This is a genomic window from Spiroplasma sp. DGKH1, from assembly GCF_040940205.1.
Lineage (GTDB): Bacteria > Bacillota_I > Bacilli_A > Mycoplasmatales > Mycoplasmataceae > Spiroplasma.
The window spans coordinates 1-20,110 of the sequence record NZ_JASTWG010000001.1 but is presented as its reverse complement, the minus strand read 5'-3'; the positions used below and the strand labels follow the sequence as shown (position 1 = coordinate 20,110).

Genomic DNA, 20,110 nt, shown 5'->3' with positions numbered 1-20,110 from the left:
GGATAAGAAGGAAATGAAATTAAAAGATTATCATAATCATTATGATTTGAAAACTTTACGCACCAAAGAACTATCTGAACTTGCGGAAGATTTACGCACCACCATTATTACAACTGTCAAGAAAAATGGTGGTCACTTAGCAAGTAACTTAGGAACCGTTGAATTAACCATTAGCTTATTAAAATCATTTGATATTGATAATAATGATTTAATTTTATTTGATACTGGTCACCAAACATATCCTTATAAAATTTTAACTGATCGCAAGGAACAATTTAGCACAATTCGCTTGCCGCACGGTCTCAGTGCTTTTCAATCACCCCAGGAAAGTAAGTATGATTATCTAGCCAATGGCCATGCGGGAACGGCATTATCAACTGCCATTGCTTATAGTTATAACCCCCAGTATCAAAACGTTGTTTGTATTATTGGGGATGCCGCATTTACTAATGGCTTAACTTTTGAAGCGTTAAATCACTTAGGAACAATTGCCAACAAAGTTATTATTATTTTAAATGATAATGAAATGAGTATTTCTAAAAACATTAGTATTTTACATACCACAATTAGTAAATTTCGTGCTAGTTGGTTTTATAAAATGATGGCAAAAATTTCAAAGGTTACGCGTTATATTCCACCTTTTACCTTACTATATTTATGCCATTTACTAGTTGAAAAATTAATCCACCGCTTTGCCATCCCCGGGCTATTTGCTGGTTTTAATTTAGACTATATTGGAAAAATTGATGGTCATAACTTTCGGAAGTTAACCCGGGCGTTAAAAAATGCCAAAAAAACAAAGGGAAGTGTTCTGGTCCATGTTAATACCAAAAAAGGAAAGGGCTATCCAGAAGAAAATCCAACTAGTTCAGAAAGTTGTCATTCTTATAGTTTAGTCACCAAACCAGAAAGTGAATGAAGCTATTATGTGGCTCACCATCTCCAAAAAGTTTTTCGGAACCAAAAATTTTACTTAATTTCCGCAGCGATGCAATCTTCTTTATATTTAGAAGAGTTTATGAATGAAAATAAAGATTATTGTATTGATGTGGGGATTGCTGAAGAACACGGGGTTACGTTAGCCAGCGGGTTTGCCCTTGACCACCACAAAGTTATTGTTAGCATGTATTCAACATTTTTACAACGAGCTTATGATGAAATTTTACATGATGTTGTTCGCAACCACTTACCGGTAATTTTTCTAATTGACCGCGCTAGTTTAAGTTTAGCGGATGGGGTAAGTCACCATGGGGTCTATGATATTAGTTTTTTAAATAGTATGGGGGGTTTTGCCATTATTGCGCAACCAGCTAATGATACGGATTTTAACCAAATGTTACAGTTAGCATTAGCTAATGACCGCGACCCATTTTTTATTCGCTATCCGAAAATGGGAATTACTTACAATGATAATCCTGCTCCGTTTACGATTGGGGAATGAGAATATTACTTATCTTCTCCAACCGCACAGTATCTTATTATCACCTATGGGAATAATGTTGAACATTTTAAAAAGTTGATTATTAATCACCAATTAACAGCCAAAGTTAACCTAGTTAATGCTCGTTTTATAAATCCAATTGATGAAAAGATGATGCAAGAAATAATTGCCCACCAGTATCAGCAAATTATTATTTATGAAGAGGTTGTTAAACAAGGAGGTTTATTTAGTAATATTATTAATGCCTTTCCTAATCTTGACTTAAGAAATATTAAACATTATGCTTATGAACATGGTTTATTAACTAAAAATCCGTTGCATCCTGGGGATGTGATCAAAGAAAATTTCGGAAATCTTTAACAATCTGGTTGCTTTATTTTATAATTAAGGTTTAATTAAGGTAATATGAATAAGAATAAAGGAGTAGGAACAATGCAAAAATTTATCAATATTAAATTAGATCGCAATGCAATTTTAAATAAGTATTTAACGCAGCACAATGTTGAAGCAATTTTATTTCATTCTCCCGTTAACCGCTTATGGTTTTCTAAATTTGCTTCTTCGGAAGGGTACTTATTATATACTAAAGATGAGTCGATTTTATTTTTAGATGGTCGTTATATCACAGCGGGAAAAGAACATGCCAAAAATGTGTCCCGAGTCGAACTAATGGTAACCAATAATGCTAATGGTTTTTTTGGAACCCTAAGTGAAGTTCTTCACAAACACCAGGTTAAAAACCTTGCTTTTGAAAGTGATTTTTTAGTTTATAGTCACTACCAAATGATTGATAAAGCGTTAGGGGATGTTACTTTAAAACCCGTTGATTTTACAGAATTACGAACAATTAAAGATAATGAGGAAGTTAACTTAATCAAAAAAGCCTGTGCAATTGGGGACGCAGCCATTGCCAATGTTATTAAAAAAATTAAGGTGGGGATGACTGAACGGGAAGTTGAACAAATTATTTTAAACACCTTTATTGAAATGGGGGCTGAACAACCTAGTTTTGAAACAATTGTTGCTTCGGGAATCCGTGGAGCATTACCCCATGGGAAAGCTTCCGACAAAGTTATTAATAATAATGAATTAGTCACAATTGATTTTGGTTGTATTTACCAAGGATATTGTTCAGATACCACTCGCACAATTGGTTTAGGACAACCTAGTGCAAAAATGCTAGAAATTTATGATATTGTTTATCAAGCCCAAAAATTAGGAATTGCCGCTGTTAAACCAGGGGTAACTACCAAAGAAATTGATGATATTTGTCGTAATTATATTATTGCAAAAGGTTATGGTGAATATTTTACCCATTCAACTGGTCATGGGCTAGGAATTGAAGTCCATGAGTTTCCCCGGGTGTCACCATTTTGTAATGTTCCCCTAAAACCAGGAATGGTAATTACTGTGGAACCAGGGATTTACATTCCCGACCTGGGTGGGGTGCGGATTGAAGATGATATTCTAGTTACCGAAGATGGTCATCAGCTCTTAACCGAAGCACAGCGAGAATTAATTTTAGTTTAAAAATGAAAAAGTTTTTTATTAGTAAAGCCTTTTTATTGACAACTTTCTTTTTGACAATTGCTAGTTTTATTATTGCGTTAATTTTACTAGGAATTGGGGGAAGTCAATTATTATCGTTAACCGCTGATCCCAATTATGTTTTACAACAATGACATCATAATATTGTTTATGAAGTAAAGTTTTCAGACCCCTTTGCCTTATTAGCAACTGGTTTCCAGGCAATTTTTCATTTGCAAATTAGTGAAACTGTTAATGGTGGTATTGTCTTACCGCCTTATACCAATCAAGCAATTTTGGAATACCAAGTGGGAACAATTTTTATGTTAATTATTGGTCCAAGCTGCGCAGGAATCTTTATGATTCTCTTACTAAGCAAAGTACTTGCCCAAAAACCATTGCCACAGGGAACCATCGTTGAAAAAATAACAGCCACTTCATCTCTTGATAATAAACATGCTGACCTTATTACAGAACATGATCAGTTACTGAGTGCCTTAAAAGATAATATGAACCAGGTGCAAGATTATTTAATTAAATTACATGGTGATATTAAAGCATTAAAAAAATATACTGGGTTAAAAACTCCCAAACGGATTCCGACCACGCATAGTGAACCGGGTAATGATAAGTTAGAATTAGAAAATAATCTTCAACAATTAGATGAGTTAAAAACAAAATTACAATCGAAAGAAACAAATCCAACTGGAAATCAGCGTTCGGTTGAAAATGAACAGTCACTCCAACGACCAACGACTTTGATTCAACCAGCAGATTATATTATGCCAAAACGGGATGAAAAATATGTTGAATCATTTCCAACGAACCAATTTTTAGAACCAGAAAATACTTTATCATTATCTTCAATTTTTGATCGAAAAAAAATTAAAGCGGAGTTAGAAGAAAAACCACCAACTATCGCAGAGAATAGCCCGACGGTGGAATTAACCTTTGATGATAACGACCAAGCAGAAACTAGTGTGGGGTTAAATGTTAATCGTTTTGATTTCAATAATGCTGAGGATTCGAATGCTACTCAGATGGTAACCCATTATGCGGTTGGTGATTTTATTTTTGATAATGGCATTGAACATAAAATTATTGATGTTAAGAAAACAACCCTTAATAATACCACAATGTATGAGCTAACAATTAAAGATCGTATTAACGGCACTGTTAAAACAATCTTAAAAAAAGATTAAGTTTCTTCAATAAAAAAATCTATCATTTCGATAGATTTTTATTTTCGCGTATTTAGGAATTTATTATTAAAATTATAAAATGTAATTTGATCATGGAATATTAGTGTAGGCATGTTGAGCAATGGCATCATAGTAAGCAAATTCACCATTAATAGTAATTGTTACTGGTGATTCTTCATGGATCACATATGTTACTTGGATGATCATTTGAACTTGTCATAATGTTCCAGTGTGGGTTGTTCCAGCAAAATCAACAAATGATTTTACAAAGTTCGATGTAAAGTTTTGGGGAGTAATTACAGCAATTTTAGCATGACTAACATCTGGTTTGGGTTGATACATCATAAAATCGGCAGTGACTTCGTTTTTAACAGCATTAATAACAGTTTGGTTAAATGCTGGAATTTCTCCCAAGTTTTTATTTACAACATTGTGATGGTTAATAGGAGCCAAAGCCCCACTTGTTCCTCCAACAATTGCGGCAGAACTAATTAATGATAATAAGATTTTCATGATAAAAACCTCCTTTAAGTTAAAATATGCTTTTTAATAGTTTTTTCTATTATTAAGTGAAAGTAAATAATTTATTTACCCTCACTCTCATTATATGCTTGTGATTTTTGGAATGTTAGAGTTTTTCTTATTAGTTATAAACTTTTAAAAGGTTTAAAAAATAAAAAAAATTTATTAAAATCATTAATTTGCGAAAAATTTCTTTAATTTATAATATTTTATTAATATAATAATAAGGATGGCTTTTAGAGTCAGCATTTAAAGTTATATTAATAAATATTTACAAATTCCAAAGGAGAATCATATATGAAGAAAATAATTATTAAAGATGATTTTTGAGCAATCTTTCCAACCGCCAAAATTGGGGTAGTAATTGCCCATAATATTGATAATCATATTTATGACACCGCTCAGTACCAAGCGTTGTTGAATGCTGCGCAACAAAACGCTCAACAATATATTAGCGCGGAAGAGTTTATGGCTAACCCAGTAATTAGAACTTGACGAGAAGCTTATCAACAATTTAAAACTAAAAAGGGTGCTCGTTCTTCCATTGAGGCTTTGTTAAAACGAGTTAAAAACAATAATGAAATTAGAACCATTAATCCACTAGTTGATATTTATAATTCAGTTTCGTTAAAATATGGGATGCCGTGTGGTGGGGAAGATATTAGCAAAATTGTGGGGGATATGTTATTAACCAAAGCCATCGGAACTGAAGATTTTATTACCTTAGGTTCAGAGCAAAAAGAACTACCTTATGAGGGAGAAATTGTTTATAAAGATGAGATTGGGGCAATTTGTCGTTGTCTCAATTGACGAGAATCAACTCGCACAATGTTAACAGAACAAGCAATTGATGCTGTATTGTGTATTGAATTTTTAGAATTTGACCGGGAAACTGATTTTGAAAATGCTTTATCTGAATTACAAACCTTGATTGCTACTAATTTAAGAGGTAGTTGTGAAATTAAAATTTTGGACCGTAATAACCCGTGTACAAATCTTGAAAATTAAAGTTTTAAAATAAGAAAATCCGTTATTTTAACGTTAATAATTTACTTAACCTTTATTCCAATAGCAAAAATTAGATAGAATAAAAAATTAGGTACCTCCTAATATTAAAAAAACGTCTATAAATATGGGCGTTTTTTTAATATTCTACAAAAGTCAAGTAGGAGGTTAAAAATGAGTTTCGTAGCTGCTCAAAAATTTGAAAGAAGAACAGTTGTTACTTTAACAGAGGTAGGCGATGTTGCAAGAATAAGAGTTTCCAATATGCCATATAAAGTATGGAATGAACCATCTGTAATTAAAGTTGAAAAAGCTGTTATGTGAAAAGATGAATATAACAATTGAATTGAATTAAAACCAGCTGTCTATGTACCAATTTCATATGCATGAAATAAATTTAGTAGATCAAAAGTTAGTGATTCTGTAGTTTTAGATACACCATCTAAAATTGATAAAGATGAAAAGTTTTCAAAATCAGTTTCAAGTCTTAATAGATCTAGACAGAATATTCAAGATTTTGTATATCTAAATTTTAGACCAAATGATTATTTTATTACGTTAACTTTTAAGGAAAATTTAACAGATATTAAAACTGCAAATGAATATTTTAATAAGTTTAACATGAGATTTAATAAATATTTAAAAACTAGAAATGCTGAATATAAGTGGTTACTAGTTTATGAATATCAAGAACGTGGAGCAGTTCATTTTCATATTCTATTGAAAAACACTGTCGATATGGATTTAGAAAAACTTACAACTAAAAAAATTAAAGATGGTAAATTTATGAAATATCAGACAATCTTTAATTCAAAAGTTCTTGAAAAATTATGACCACATGGTTTTAATACCTGTATTAGAATTACTCAACGTGATATTGAAGAATCAGACACAATAGGAAAAATAGCTTCTTATATGGGAAAATACATTACTAAAATGTTTTATGAAAATCCTTATTCTGCTACTAAAGGTAAAACATTTAAAATGAAAAATTTAACGGATTATAAATGTCGTTTATTTAGAAGAAGCAAAAATTTATTAAAACCTAAAAAAACTAGGTTAGTAATAAATAAGGAAATAAACTTAGATGACGTAACTAAAGAATTATTTCAAAAAGTAGAATATCGTGGCAAGAAAAAACTTATTGAAGTGCGTAATCAGGATAATACTAAAAAAGCAATTGGTGAAACTCAAACTAATCGATACAAAAGTGACTCTGCCAGACTTTTGTTCAACTATTTAGTTGATATGCAGAGAATTCAGGCGAAAGGAACAACAGTAAATGAATTAGATGATATTCATTTCAAAATTAAAGGATTTGTTAAAAATCCAATAGTTTCTTTTTCTAAAGATATGAAATTTAACTTAGCATTAGCTAAAAAACTTTATCAAAGAGCAGGGGGTATGTTGAGCAAAAAGTATGCTGTGGCACATCACTACAAAAAGTTGAAACAACATGTGCGGAACAAACTTGATACTACCAGCATAACTCTTACCATTTAGTTCAAAAAGTATAGAAAGGAATTAGATATATGAGCGATAATCAACCAACTTTTCAAAAACTGCATATTGAAAAGAGAACAACAAAAGTTGCTGATTCATTTTGTGAAGTATGTCCTACTGTCGATTTTGATCAATCATTACCGCAATATGCAATTATCACTAGTTTTAACTGTATTGTACTTTGTCAAAAACATTTTGATTTTTTAAGGCAATTAATTAATGAACTTGGATCCTTAGGAAGGAGCACATAATTATGTGAGTCATTATAATTCAAAATATTGAAACATCAGAATATATAGGATATTACACAAATAAAAAAGGACGTATTTATTCATATTCAAATCGTGCTGCTGCAGAAGAACATTTAAGTTGATTGTTAAAACACAAGAACAATTTTAGATTATTAAAAGCTAATGAAAAATTAATAGTAGAAAAAATAAAAGGGAATGATCTATATGATAGAAAATAATAAAACTGATTTAAAGAGTGAACTGCAATTTTTGATGGATCAAGTAGTCAATGAAATAATATCTTTAGTTAAATACGAATCAATAATTATTCGGAAAATTGGTGAAATAGGAACTGAAAATGAATATGTGGCTATAATTCCATCAGTCTCTTTTACAACCAAAAAGAAAAGTTTATGCAAAAAAATTAGTGAAATTAATAATATCAAAAAGCAATTAATATTACTTGCTAAGAATGGAGGAAATTAATTATGTTATGTAAAAATGAATTATCAGAAAAAATATTATTATCATTAAAAATTAACAAATCATACAAAGCTGTCTTAAATGAAATATTAAAAAATATAGATAGTAATTTAATTAGTAAAAATTTAGTGTCAGAGCCATTATTGACTACTAAAGTAGAACTAAATATCCAAGAATTGGGATTAATATTAAACTTATTAAATCAACATTCTTCTAACAACTCAAGCAGTAAAGAGTGCAAAGATTTATAATGAAAAATTATGAAGCTATTAAATATAACAAGATTAACAAGTTAAAAGAATGAATAAAATTAAAGAAATTTAATTTAGTTATCAAAACCTGAAAATTATTAATTGAAAGTTTTAATTCTTTAAAAGAAGCTGAGAATTCATTAAAAATAAAAGTTTTAGAAAATAATTATATGTATGAAGAATTCAATGAAATAGAAAAATTATTAATTAAACATAAAATTTTAGTTACTTCTGAAATAAATAATTTTGGACAACTTAAATTTAATTTTATGGATAATGACAAGTTATTTAGTGAGATAGAAACTATTCAAATTTCAAATTATAAAGAGATTTATTTCTAGGAAAATATTTTACTAATTATAGAAAGAGGAAATTTATGGCAAATACAGAATTTAGGATAGTTTCATCTGAACCAAAAATTAGAGATAAAGATCATGTAGAAACTCCAAAATGAGTTGTGCAAGATATGTATAAAAGAATTAATATTAGTACTTATCGAAATATATGATTACCCTTTAATCATTTAGAATCGGAATTTAGACAAGAAGCTTTAAACAATAATTTATCAAATTTTCAAGCAACACATATTTTTGATGATTTGCAAAATGATTTTTTTACTACAAAACCACCTAAAAATTGTGATCTTATTATTTCAAATCCACCATTTAGTATTCAAAATCAAATACTAGAAAGATTATTTAAACTAGATATTCCATTTGCAATGCTATTGCCTTTAAGAACATTAGAAACAACACCTAGAGGTAACTTATTTGAAAAACATAATAGTAATATTCAGATACTAATTTTTAAAAAGAGAATTAAGTTTAAAGGTTGTGCCAGTTCATTCAATCAAGGATGTCTTTGAGTTACATATAAATTAAATTTACCTGGAGCACAATTACAATGAATTTAATTAATAAAAAAATTAAAGTTCTAGAAATTTTTGGGGGAATAGGTGCACCACGTAAAGCTTTAGAAAATTTAGGATATGACATTAAATCAACAGATTATATTGAAGTATTAGATTATGCAACAATTGCTTATAATCGTTTGTTTAAAAATAAATATTCACCACAAGATGTTCGTAAATGAAATACTCAAATTGATTTATTAGTTCATGGTTCACCTTGCCAAGATTGAAACAATGCTGGAAAAAAGAATATTGAATCCGGTAGAAGTTTATTATTTTTAGAAACTATTAGGATAATTGAAAAAGAATTAATGCATAAACCTAAGTATATAGTTTGAGAAAATGTCAAAGGTTTATTACAAAAATGCAAACATAAATATGGTTATTGTATATCATGCGATGATTTTAAGGGGGTATTAAATCATAAAGATTACTCATGTTATGAAAAAGATTTAAATTGTTCTAATTATATTAATGATATTTTAGAAAGTAACGGAACTAAAAAAGCTTGTCATTGATATTTTTTTAATTATTATCTATGAAAATTAGAAAATTTGGGATATACAAATACTTATAAAGTTTTAAATTCAAAAGATTTTGGAATTCCTCAAAATCGTGAGCGTGTATTTGTAGTATCAATTTTAAATTCAACAAATAAAAAATTCATATGAGAGAATGTTAAAGAAAATGAAATGATTCCTTTATCATATTTTTTAGAAAAAGGGCATCTTTGAAAGGTAGAATCTAAATTTAAAGAATATAGTAATTTTTATACAATTCCACGAGCAACAGATAATAAACTGGTTAATGGAGCATATAATCGAATTTGAAAAATAAATTCATATGTAGGAACAATAAATGTAACTGTACCAATTAAAATTGGATTTATTGATTCTCAAAATATTTTACATTGACGAGAATTATCAGAACAAGAATTTTGAAAACTAATGGGTTTTACTGAAAGAGATTTTAAAAAAGTTAGAAAATCATTAAAAGATTTTTTAGACCAAAATGTAGATAAATCATATTATATCAAACAACCCTCAATGGCGAAAGCAATTCAAGAAGGCAAGATAAAAATTGTAGATAGCATTGCTCAATGTGTTACTACTAAACAAGTACGTTGAAACAATGCGGGAGTTGTTAAAATTCCAATTACAACTTTTAATAAAGATAATTATATTGTTAATAGTGAAAATGGTGAAATACCTACAATTATGGCATCTTCCAAAATTAAAATAGCAATTCCAATAAATAAAAATACTTTTAATAATCAAGGAAAAACACAAATCCCTATTATGAATCATACTCAAGTTAGTACATTTACTGATACAAGTAATAAAAAAGCAATTTTGCCTACAATAACTACTGCTTATGGTTGACCAGGGCAATTAGCAATTCCAATAAAAACTTATAAAGTTAATGATGATTATAATTATACTTTAGCTGATGGTTCACCTAGAAAAGCAGGAAAAATAAGAGAAAAGGAAGGAAACATTATTATTCCTTTATCAACTGTTCATCAAAATAACATAGTTGCTATGCCTGATGGCAATATTAATACTTTAACTTTATCCATAAAACAAAAAGTACTAGTTGATGCAAATGAATATTTGGGTGATGATATTCCAATATTTGAAATAGAAGGTAAATATTGTTATTTAAGAGTTTTAACAGAGCAAGAATGTTGAAGATTAATGGGATTTAATGAACTAGATATTGAGGAAGTTAAAGAATTACCTAAAACAGCATTATATCAACTTGCAGGTAATTCAATTGTAGTTCCAGTTTTAGAAGCCATTTTTAAAGAGCTATTAAAAACTATTTAAATAAGAAGGAGAAAAATAAATGAAAGATTTAATAAAACCAATTATTACATATTATGGTGATAAACAAATAATTCAGGCGATAGAAGAAATGGCTGAATTACAAAAAGAACTGTGTAAAAACTTAAAAGGAAAGACCAACAAAGAATTAATAAAAGAAGAATTAGCAGATTGCTTTCTGATACTAGAACAATTAAAAGTATATTATAATTTTAATAATCAAGAAATTCAGGACATAATGATGCTTAAATTAAATAGGACTGTGAGTGTAATTAATAGTCAAATTTGTAATAGTTTTTGTATAGAAGAACAAAATAAAAATCAAATCACTTCTTTTGGAAAAACAATAAGTGGAATTGGTATAAAGAGGAATGAACATTTAAAAAAAATAAAATCTAAATTTGAGAAATAAATTCATTTTTAAATAAAAATGAATTTTTAATTAGTTTTTTATCTGGTACATGTTTAATTTTTCAAAGTTCTTGAAAAGTTTGCATTTCATTAATAAAAGCATATAGATATTTATCAAATTTACTTAAAAAAATATTATTTCTTAATATATTTTTAATTGATTTTGTGAAAACGATTAATTAAATTATGTTTAATAAATTATTTTTTATTCTGATATTGATGTTTTTCTATATTCATCAATAAATTTAAAACAATAAAAATATAATATTGAGTATATGACTCTAATACCTCTAAATCTTTTAATAAAATGTTTAAAACGAGAATGTAATTGATCTATTGTGTAGCAGTATTTTTTTATTTGCTGGTTTTGAAGTTGATTTTATCTGGTATTGTTCAATGTTATTTAACAGAGCACGAATTAAAAATGGAAAATGGCAATCTGAACAGTTATCCCGATTTAGTTATTTACAAAAATGATAATTCCTGTCAAGTAATTGAATTAGAACGAACACGGAAAGCACCTGATAGATTTATCAAAAAACTTGACAACTTACAAGAATACTACAAGCAAGGAATTTGCGTTCACTGAATTACACCAAACCTTACCCTAAGCAAATGAATTCAAAAGCAAATCAACAACTACGCATGAGAAGAATTAAACACCTACGAAATTTGAAAAGAATAATTATAATTAATGACTATTAATTCTAATACAGTATCAACCAAAGCTCTTTTTTTAGCCATTTTAACACCTTTATTAAAATCTTTTCACTAGTACAATACAGAAATTATTACTCTACATAAAATTTGTCTAAAAAAGTCTTGACATTAAAATATATCAAAAAAAGTTAATAATCAAAATTTAATTATGTTAAAATCTAAGTTAACTATAATTTTATTTAAAAATTAATAAATACATTAATTTTAATATATAATTAGAAAGTAATTATTAATTTTAAGTATGTATATAATCTTAATTGTTATAAGGAGCAAAAGTGATTAATAAGGAGATAATAATATGATTGAACAAATTAAAATTATAAATAAGCAAAAAATATATAAAAATAAACAAGCAAATATTCAGTTACTGAAATTTATACTTTGCTTATTTGTTGTTTTCCATCATTATTTTTTATATTTTTTATGATTTAAACCATTATTAAATGTTTCTGTTAGTATTTTTGCAATGATTACTGGTTATTTTTTATGTAATAAAAATACAAAATATAAAATGATTGAATTTTTGCCAACATTATTATTTTTATGAATTTTTAATATTATTTTAAATCTTCTTTTTTCATCTTTGTCAAAAAATAATTGAATTGAAATTTTATTAACGGGTAATAATTGAGCATGATGATATTTAAGTGCAATTTCGATTATTTATTTATTAGCTCCTTTTTTAAATTTATTAATATTAATTATCAAGAAAAAAATAATAATAGTTATATTACTAATATATTTAACTTTTCAAATCTATTCTTTTTTCTTTGGCCAAAAATTTCTTTGAATAATTCCATTATTTTATTGCTATTTAATTGGCGCTTTTGTTAGTTTATATGGCAAAGAATATTTACAAAATAATAAAATAATAGTAACATTCGTGACAATAATATTTTTTTTATTATCGTTTTGAATTAATTTTTTAAATATTTTTGTGTTTCCTAAATCGTTATATTTAACTTATTCACCATTAACAATTTTTTGTGCAACATCTTTTTTTTGTTTATTTTTATCTTTTAATATTAAGTCTAACAATTTTATTATTTTTTTAGGAGACTTATCACTTTTTATTTTTGCTTATCATATGTTTTTTTATTTTTTAATGAAAAATATTTCATCAGTTACAAAAATTGATAATTTTATTTTAATATCATCTGCGCTTTTATTAACTTTTTTTTGATCATTATTTTTATATTATATTTTTAATATATATATAAAATATATTAAATTAATTATAAATAAAATAATTAATTGTAAATTTGTAATTAAATATATTTATTGAATAAATTTTATTTTTATATTTATTATGTTTTGTTTTTATATTATTTATTTTATTTAAGAAGCCCAACCATTTATAATAGCATAAGGAGTTGATATATTATTGGTGAGTTAGACAAAAATATTATTATAAATAGTTCGGAATATTTAAACATAAAACAATATATTTTATTAGCTAATAAGATAAAAAGAACAACTAAATAACTTTTAATAACATTAAATAAAATAAACTAGCAATTGCTAGTTTATTTTATTTAGATAATTACTTTCTTATAAGGTTTTTGTAAAAATTTACTTTTATTATTAATTTAGTAATTTAGAAGTTTATATGTATGCTGCCACTGATCAATCAAATGTCTGACGTGTGACTACTAGTGGTACAGTTACTAAGTTTGCTAGTTTAAATGATTCTGCCATTATTTCGTTGGTACTTTCACAGGATGGTTCGTTGTATGCTGCTACTAGTAACTCCAATGTATGGCGGATTGACACTAGTGGGATGGTAACAAAGTTTGCTAGTTTGAATGATGGTTGAATTTTTTCATTACTCTTTTCATCTGATGGTTTTTGGTATGCTGCTACTAGTAGATCGAATGTGTGACGGATTGCCACTGATGGAACGGCAACAAAGTTTGCTAGTTTAAATGATTCTACCATTAATTCATTGGTATTTTCACAGGATGGTTCGTTGTATGCTGCTACTCAAACATCTAATGTGTGACGGATTGCTACTGATGGGATGGTAACAAAGTTTGTTGGTTTAAGCGATAGTCAAATTTATTCGTTGGTGTTTTCACAGGATGGTTCGTTGTATGCTGCTACTAGTAGTTCGAATGTGTGGCGGATTGCCACTGGTGGAACAGCAACAAAGTTTGCTAGTTTGAATGATGGAGCGATTCGTTCGTTGCGTTTTTCATCTGATGGTTCGTTGTATGCTGGTACTTATAATTCCAATGTGTGACATGCTTTAGTAATTAATTAGAATAACACTTTTATAAATATATTGCATAATAGAAGTTATTTGATGGGAGGGGAAAAAGAAGTTTTGATATTTTGTCAATATCGTCACTAATATGAAGATAATAATTTTAATATTTGTATAAATAATAATAGATTAATTAAAAAATATCTCAGGAGTTATTAATTTTTTTAATTTTATTTTTTTCATTATTATTATGGAACAAAGAATTGAATCCTGATTGATATTTGATTTGTTATTTTAAGTTTTTATAATAAATAATTATGCTTATTCTACCTTTAGAATCCGAAAATAATTTAATAATAATTAACAGATGAGATTTTTACTATCTTATTAGATTCATTTTCATTTTGTAAGTAATTTTCTTGTTTACGAATATTTAATCTATGTTATTAATTTGTAAATTAAAGTTCAATTTATTGGTATATATGAACCAATAATCCTAGGATAGTAAACTTGTGTAATTTAGTTTTTAAGGTCTGATTATATTTATTAAATTTATAGTTTTTTAAACAAACACATAATTTATTTGAACAAAAATTACTTATTTTCATAAATTAGTTGATTTTTTTCTAAATAAACGATATACTAAAAAGAGTTCATTTTGATATTAGGCTTAATTTTACAATTATTTTTACATAATAATCTTAAAATTTCCAGAACGATTTAAAAAATACTTTTTAAATATACTCATTATGAATGATTTTTTAGGAGGAAAAGATGTACAACAACAACAGAAGTAATAACAACTTTCAAAGAAGAAACGATGATATAATCTCAAATGTTCAATTCCCAATTATTGGTGATAAAGGAACTAACTTTAAAACAGTTAACTCAAAAGATGGTGGGTCACACGACTTATTCGAATTCTGAGTTGAAGATAATGGTAATGAAGTGCACTGTATTGCATGAGATGATGTGGCTAATAAATTAAAATCAGAATTTAATTTTGATAACTTTAAAAACATTATCATTACTTACAAAAAACGTTTAAATAAATTTACTGAAAAAACTGATTATAGTGTTCGTGAGTTTTCACTAGTTGCTTAAAAAATTACAAATTTTAGTTTTTAAAAAGGTTTAATTATGTTAACATAATTAAACCTTTTTTATTCTTGTTAATTAATGATCTTTTTTTAAATCCGAGTGCACTCCTAAAAATTCCGCTTGGTTAACAACTACTCCGTATTCTTGACGAGTGGCATCAGTGAAATAATACCAGGAGTTTAATTTCCCTGTAAAACAACTAAAGGTAATTAAACTTGTCCCGTGAAAATCATTAGTTTTAATAGTATCTAATAAAAAGTTAGTTTTAATATAATGGTTAATGTGTAATAACATTAAATGGTTTTTATGATCTAAATAAATTTCTTGGTTATACATACTAATGCGTCCATAGCCAGGAATCACAAACACAAAGCTTTTGATTTTACCATTAAATCAGTTGTATTTTATTTCTAAATCAGTAATTGGTAATAATTCTTTAAATTTCCGTTCAGTTTTAATTTTTTGGACAATATGGTGATAATTATCAATTGATAAGGTTTTTAGTAATTCATTAAAATCTTCATTAGCAATTTTATTATTATAATTAAATAAGGTGTGGGTTTTAAATTTTTTAATGAAGCGAAATAATCGATAGTTTACTGCTAAGTAAATTAACGGCACAATTAAAAAAGCAGAAAGAACTAATGAGACAATCACTAATGCTAGTTTAATTATCAAAATATAACCACTTGCTAATTCTAACCTTTCTAAATAATAACCGGCAACTTCAGTGACAATAATTGGTAATCCAATATGTAAAATTAACTCCATTGTTTTTTCAATCATTGGATGCATTTCTGCTTTTTTATACATACTTAAATTCATATAAAATTCTCCTTGTTAGTCTTTTATTGTTGCTTTTATTCTATCATATTTACCACCTTTATGAAAAATTAGTCATTTTAATATTCTAAAAGTAATAATTATTTTCGTGTGTTATTTTTAATATTTTCGTTAAAATTAAATTAGCAACTTAAAAGAGTGCGTAAAGTACCTAAAATATTTAGTTATTTTAGGTACTTTTTAATTAATCAGGAGGTTAAGTAATTATGTTTGAATGATTAAAACTTTTATGAAAAAAGGATACTTCAATTTGAAATATAACTAGCGAAATGGTGGAAATTAATAGGGCTAATTATTATAAAGAATATGTAAAATCAAAATTAGCGCCTGAGGATTGAGAAACTTTTTTAAAACTTTGTAATGACGCCAAAGATATTTGCACAACTAATCTAATATTACATGGATTAGTTCCCAGATCAACCCATAATTTTCGGATAAATGAAAAACTAACTTGAAGACTAACATTACATTTAAGTGATTGCCTTTTTAATCGCTGAACTGGGAGTTATCATGGAATGCTGTTGAAGTTCAAAGAACAATGTCCTGAAATGTTAAATTTTGTTCCCGGATGAAATTCTGATATTATGAGGCCGACTCTTATTAGGGACAACTATATGGAAGTTATGGCTTATGACCGTAATAAATTAAATTCTAATGTGCTAAATCATATTCGAAGCGCATCCTTTGACATTTCAAATGATGAATTATCAAGGCAATTTGATGACCAACATTTTGGTGAGGAAGACTTTAGGTGATTTTATAATTTTAATTTAGACATCCCATCAGAAGGACCGCCACCGGTTGATAATCCTCCTTGTGCGGAACTTTCTGAAGAAGAAGTTGAAAAAGTAGAGCTTGCCGCCTTGGCATTAAAAGAATTATGTAAGGAAGTTAAGAAAAAAAATGAGGAAAAACAAGAAAATATTAAGCAACAAATTGAGGAAGAAAAAGCAAGACATCAAGAATTAATTAATTTTAGTGGTTACGATTCTGCTGAGGAAGATACAAGATTATAATTATTTTTTATTGATAATTGCTGAAAATTGAATATTGAAAAAGAAACTAGTTGTGCTTGCAAAGCTTTTAATTTCACAACTAAAATTTGCTTCATAAGAAAAATAAATGGCTTGGTAATCTTGCTCAATGGTTGGAAAGAAATCATCTAAGTTTCACGGGTCATTAAAAAATTCATAAGTTGTTTTATATGAGCGAGCAAATTGTCCAGCAATGTCTTCGTCACTTGGTTCTTCTTGGTCGTGATCATTGGGACCATATTTATAAACACCATAATGATATAATAGTGGATCAATGAAATAAGGATTATTTTTCATTACCGAAGGACGGCTGAAATTTTTCAAGATACTAAAAAGTTTTACTTGAATTTGTTGGGTGGTTGGCGTATTAGTTTTTCATTCGGTTATTCATATTTGTCAATAATTAGGGTTAGTTTTAAAATATTGAATTAAATTATTGCGATAACCAACATCAATCATATTAGCGACATAACCCCAGTCTTCTTCTAAAAACATCACTGATATTGTCCGGTCAAAAACATAAACTTCGTTGTCAGGTAGTTTAAATTGTAAGCGAATATTATCAATAGTATGATATTTACTATTATATTTTCAGTCATTGAGATTAGTAAAACTATATTCTTTGTCAGTTCCGTTACTAGTAATATTGACGGTTGGTTTAATTTGCTCAATAAAAGAAGTTAAATTAACTGTTTCAGCACCAACATTAATATTTTGGACATCATAATTATAAAAGATTCAATTATATAACAGGGTAGGTAAACTTTTAACAGCTGTTGTTTTTGAACTGCGATTTCAGTCTTGTTCAAAAGCATTATTAAAAGTAACTTGTTTTAGGAAATTAGTTAAGGCTTCTTTTTCTTGGTCATAACCATTAATCTCTTGATGAATTACCACTATATCATGCGGGTTTTCATCTTCACCATTATTATGATCATTATTATTATCATCGGGATCAATTGGTGGGGGTGTTGGTTTATGATTAGTTGGTGAACTATTAGTATTTTTACAAGCACTCAGGGGTGTTAAACCACCAACTACAATTGTTAAAGATAATAACTTAATTAATCATCGCATATGTTTCCACCATTCCTTATAATAATTATACGTTATTTTTTATAAACTATCAATTTGGGTGGATGCTAGTCCAATGTAGAAAATTACCTTACTTTTTAAACCTTTAAAAGATTTACTTTTAACAATAATTATTAAAAGGATTCTTTATTATAATAAAAATGATTACATAATCGGAAGGAGCTTTATGATGCACAAAATTTTAAAGATTTTAACTAGTTTTGTTTTTAGCACAATAGTTGGTACTAATCTTTTTGCGTGTCATCCTTCTGTGCGGGCTAATTTTGAATTATTAACAACTGTTCCCACTCACCAAGGTTATCGGTTACAAATTGATACCCATAATAATTGGTATGTTGCCAGTGATAGTAAGTTAATTATTGGTTATCAACATCAAATATTAAAAACAATTGAATTATCTGATTTAATCTTAAGTTTATTTGTTGATTGACATAGTAATAATTGGTATGTTGGTACTGTTAATGGCTTTGTTTATACTGGTAATTTCAACAATCCAACTGTTACCAAGTTGCTGGTGGGGCAGGGAGTTGAAATCTATAGTGTTTATTGTTATGAAGGAAGATGATATGCGGGAGCTAGCAATGGTGATGTTTACACTGGCCAGGTTGGGGTTACACCAGCCCACTTAATTAATAATTTTACCGATACTAGCATTCTAAGTATTAATCACCTTAATGAAAATATTATCTTTGGTTTTAATAATGGTGAGCTGGAAACTTATGATCCGCTTCTGGAACAATGACACAAATTTTACCATGTAAATGGGGAAGTTTATAATATTGTCAACCAAAATAATACCTTAGCAATTTTAGATAGTGCTGATGACGGGGCAAGTAAATTTTACTTTTATCAAAATAATACTTGAACTTTAATAAATAGCTTACGTAAAGGAGTAATTTTTAATATTGCATTAGATAATAATAACTTTATTTATGGTGGGGATGATCAAGGGAATATTTATCAAATTGATAATAATGAAATTAAAGTGTTAAAAATTATTGAGAAAAATAGTATTATTGATGTCAAAACTTTTGGTAATTGGCTTTATATTTTGACTGATGATGGGAAAATATATGATTTAAGACTAAATTCTTAATTTATTCTTTTTAAAAATTATTTAAAAAGAATTTTTTATATTTTTTTTGCATAATTTTATTAAATTTCTTAAAATATATTATATTATTACTTAGAGAAAAAGATTATAAGATTATGCGATGCATTAGTTTTAAGTGTTTTTAATTTATTAAAAACAGAAAAATATAGTTTTAAAAAAGGCGATTAATAAAGAATTAATTAAAATTTTGAAGTACAATTTTTTTAAAATTTATTTATTAGATAGGAAAATAAAAATGAAAAATATTTATGATGAAATTGTAGGGGATCATATTATTAATATTAATATTAAAAATCCACAGTATGAAAGTAACTATTATAAAACATATTGAAATAATTTTTTGCCTGATTTTTTTAAAAAAATTAGTGATTTTTACTTTGTACCTGAGAATATAGAAGTTAATGATAGAATTATTTATTTAGAATTAGTTAATAGACCGAATATCAAATTAGGTACCTCTCAAACCGCTTAACGGGCGGTTTTTTATTTGCAATCGTACGATAAAATAAGGATATTTTCAGGTATTTTAAAAGTTAGATACTATTTTTCATTGTTGTCAAATTTTAATCAATTTGTTATCTTTATATTATTTATTTAATAAGATGACTGAATAAGATGACTGAATAAGATGACTGAATAAGATGACTGAATAAGATGACTGAATAAGATGACTGAATAAGATGACT

22 protein-coding genes are annotated in these 20,110 nt (G+C 27.2%); 19 read left to right on the top strand and 3 right to left on the bottom strand.

What is annotated here, in order from left to right; all coding sequences use genetic code 4:
* Positions 1–13 precede the first annotated feature (13 nt).
* From QPK10_RS00110 to QPK10_RS00100, 3 genes are all read left to right on the top strand, one after another.
* Positions 14–1,801, top strand: a complete 1,788-nt coding sequence (locus QPK10_RS00110) for a 1-deoxy-D-xylulose-5-phosphate synthase (RefSeq protein WP_368486018.1) — start codon at positions 14–16, stop codon at positions 1,799–1,801.
* Between the two features lie 72 nt (positions 1,802–1,873).
* Positions 1,874–2,971, top strand: a complete 1,098-nt coding sequence (locus QPK10_RS00105; protein WP_368486017.1) for an aminopeptidase P family protein — start codon at positions 1,874–1,876, stop codon at positions 2,969–2,971.
* A 2-nt stretch (positions 2,972–2,973) separates the two neighbouring features.
* Positions 2,974–4,170, top strand: a complete 1,197-nt coding sequence (locus QPK10_RS00100; protein WP_368486016.1) for a hypothetical protein — start codon at positions 2,974–2,976, stop codon at positions 4,168–4,170.
* A 72-nt stretch (positions 4,171–4,242) separates the two neighbouring features.
* Here QPK10_RS00100 and QPK10_RS00095 read toward each other — a convergent pair whose 3' ends face one another.
* Positions 4,243–4,683, bottom strand: a complete 441-nt coding sequence (locus tag QPK10_RS00095; protein ID WP_368486015.1) for a hypothetical protein — start codon at positions 4,681–4,683, stop codon at positions 4,243–4,245.
* A 306-nt stretch (positions 4,684–4,989) separates the two neighbouring features.
* On the opposite strand from QPK10_RS00095, the gene QPK10_RS00090 reads away from it, so the two are divergent.
* The 13 genes from QPK10_RS00090 to QPK10_RS00030 all read left to right on the top strand — a co-directional run bounded on the left by QPK10_RS00090 (position 4,990) and on the right by QPK10_RS00030 (position 15,341).
* The gene (locus QPK10_RS00090) at positions 4,990–5,700 is read left to right on the top strand and encodes a B3/4 domain-containing protein (RefSeq protein ID WP_368486014.1); all 711 of its coding nucleotides are present in this window, start codon (positions 4,990–4,992) and stop codon (positions 5,698–5,700) included.
* Positions 5,701–5,871: 171 nt separating this feature from the next.
* Entirely contained in the window at positions 5,872–7,200 is a 1,329-nt protein-coding gene (locus QPK10_RS00085; protein ID WP_368486013.1) for a hypothetical protein, read from the top strand.
* A 29-nt stretch (positions 7,201–7,229) separates the two neighbouring features.
* The gene (locus QPK10_RS00080; protein WP_368486012.1) at positions 7,230–7,451 is read left to right on the top strand and encodes a hypothetical protein; all 222 of its coding nucleotides are present in this window, start codon (positions 7,230–7,232) and stop codon (positions 7,449–7,451) included.
* A 2-nt stretch (positions 7,452–7,453) separates the two neighbouring features.
* A complete protein-coding gene (locus QPK10_RS00075) occupies positions 7,454–7,669 on the top strand; it encodes a hypothetical protein (RefSeq protein ID WP_368486011.1) in 216 nt (71 codons plus the stop codon).
* Positions 7,656–7,916 (top strand): hypothetical protein, encoded by a 261-nt coding sequence (locus QPK10_RS00070; RefSeq protein WP_368486010.1) that lies wholly within the window; start codon positions 7,656–7,658, stop codon positions 7,914–7,916. Before QPK10_RS00075 ends, QPK10_RS00070 begins: the two co-directional genes overlap by 14 nt.
* A 2-nt stretch (positions 7,917–7,918) precedes the next feature.
* The gene (locus QPK10_RS00065) at positions 7,919–8,164 is read left to right on the top strand and encodes a hypothetical protein (protein ID WP_368486009.1); all 246 of its coding nucleotides are present in this window, start codon (positions 7,919–7,921) and stop codon (positions 8,162–8,164) included.
* Positions 8,164–8,505, top strand: coding sequence for a hypothetical protein (locus tag QPK10_RS00060; protein ID WP_368486008.1), 342 nt, complete (start codon positions 8,164–8,166; stop codon positions 8,503–8,505). Before QPK10_RS00065 ends, QPK10_RS00060 begins: the two co-directional genes overlap by 1 nt.
* A 35-nt stretch (positions 8,506–8,540) precedes the next feature.
* On the top strand, positions 8,541–9,077 hold the full coding sequence (locus tag QPK10_RS00055) for a sugar-phosphate nucleotidyltransferase (protein ID WP_368486007.1): 537 nt from the start codon (positions 8,541–8,543) through the stop codon (positions 9,075–9,077).
* Positions 9,068–10,903: a DNA cytosine methyltransferase gene (locus tag QPK10_RS00050; protein WP_368486004.1), complete on the top strand. Its 1,836-nt coding sequence runs from the start codon at positions 9,068–9,070 to the stop codon at positions 10,901–10,903. The genes QPK10_RS00055 and QPK10_RS00050 overlap by 10 nt, the downstream gene beginning before the upstream one ends.
* A 19-nt stretch (positions 10,904–10,922) precedes the next feature.
* Complete coding sequence (locus tag QPK10_RS00045) at positions 10,923–11,312, top strand: hypothetical protein (RefSeq protein WP_368486003.1); 390 nt, start codon at positions 10,923–10,925, stop codon at positions 11,310–11,312.
* 423 nt (positions 11,313–11,735) lie between these two features.
* Complete coding sequence (locus tag QPK10_RS00040) at positions 11,736–11,996, top strand: hypothetical protein (protein WP_368486001.1); 261 nt, start codon at positions 11,736–11,738, stop codon at positions 11,994–11,996.
* 1,644 nt (positions 11,997–13,640) lie between these two features.
* Positions 13,641–14,294, top strand: coding sequence for a WD40 repeat domain-containing protein (locus tag QPK10_RS00035; protein ID WP_368486000.1), 654 nt, complete (start codon positions 13,641–13,643; stop codon positions 14,292–14,294).
* Between the two features lie 717 nt (positions 14,295–15,011).
* Positions 15,012–15,341, top strand: coding sequence for a hypothetical protein (locus QPK10_RS00030; protein ID WP_368485999.1), 330 nt, complete (start codon positions 15,012–15,014; stop codon positions 15,339–15,341).
* A gap of 72 nt (positions 15,342–15,413) precedes the next feature.
* Here QPK10_RS00030 and QPK10_RS00025 read toward each other — a convergent pair whose 3' ends face one another.
* On the bottom strand, positions 15,414–16,163 hold the full coding sequence (locus QPK10_RS00025) for a hypothetical protein (RefSeq protein ID WP_368485998.1): 750 nt from the start codon (positions 16,161–16,163) through the stop codon (positions 15,414–15,416).
* A gap of 224 nt (positions 16,164–16,387) precedes the next feature.
* On the opposite strand from QPK10_RS00025, the gene QPK10_RS00020 reads away from it, so the two are divergent.
* Entirely contained in the window at positions 16,388–17,197 is an 810-nt protein-coding gene (locus QPK10_RS00020; RefSeq protein ID WP_368485997.1) for a hypothetical protein, read from the top strand.
* Here the strand turns inward: QPK10_RS00020 and QPK10_RS00015 are convergent, their stop codons facing one another.
* Positions 17,198–18,292: a hypothetical protein gene (locus QPK10_RS00015; RefSeq protein ID WP_368485996.1), complete on the bottom strand. Its 1,095-nt coding sequence runs from the start codon at positions 18,290–18,292 to the stop codon at positions 17,198–17,200.
* A 184-nt stretch (positions 18,293–18,476) separates the two neighbouring features.
* On the opposite strand from QPK10_RS00015, the gene QPK10_RS00010 reads away from it, so the two are divergent.
* Complete coding sequence (locus QPK10_RS00010) at positions 18,477–19,406, top strand: hypothetical protein (RefSeq protein ID WP_368485995.1); 930 nt, start codon at positions 18,477–18,479, stop codon at positions 19,404–19,406.
* A 253-nt stretch (positions 19,407–19,659) separates the two neighbouring features.
* Positions 19,660–19,896, top strand: coding sequence for a hypothetical protein (locus QPK10_RS00005; RefSeq protein WP_368485994.1), 237 nt, complete (start codon positions 19,660–19,662; stop codon positions 19,894–19,896).
* Positions 19,897–20,110 lie beyond the last annotated feature (214 nt).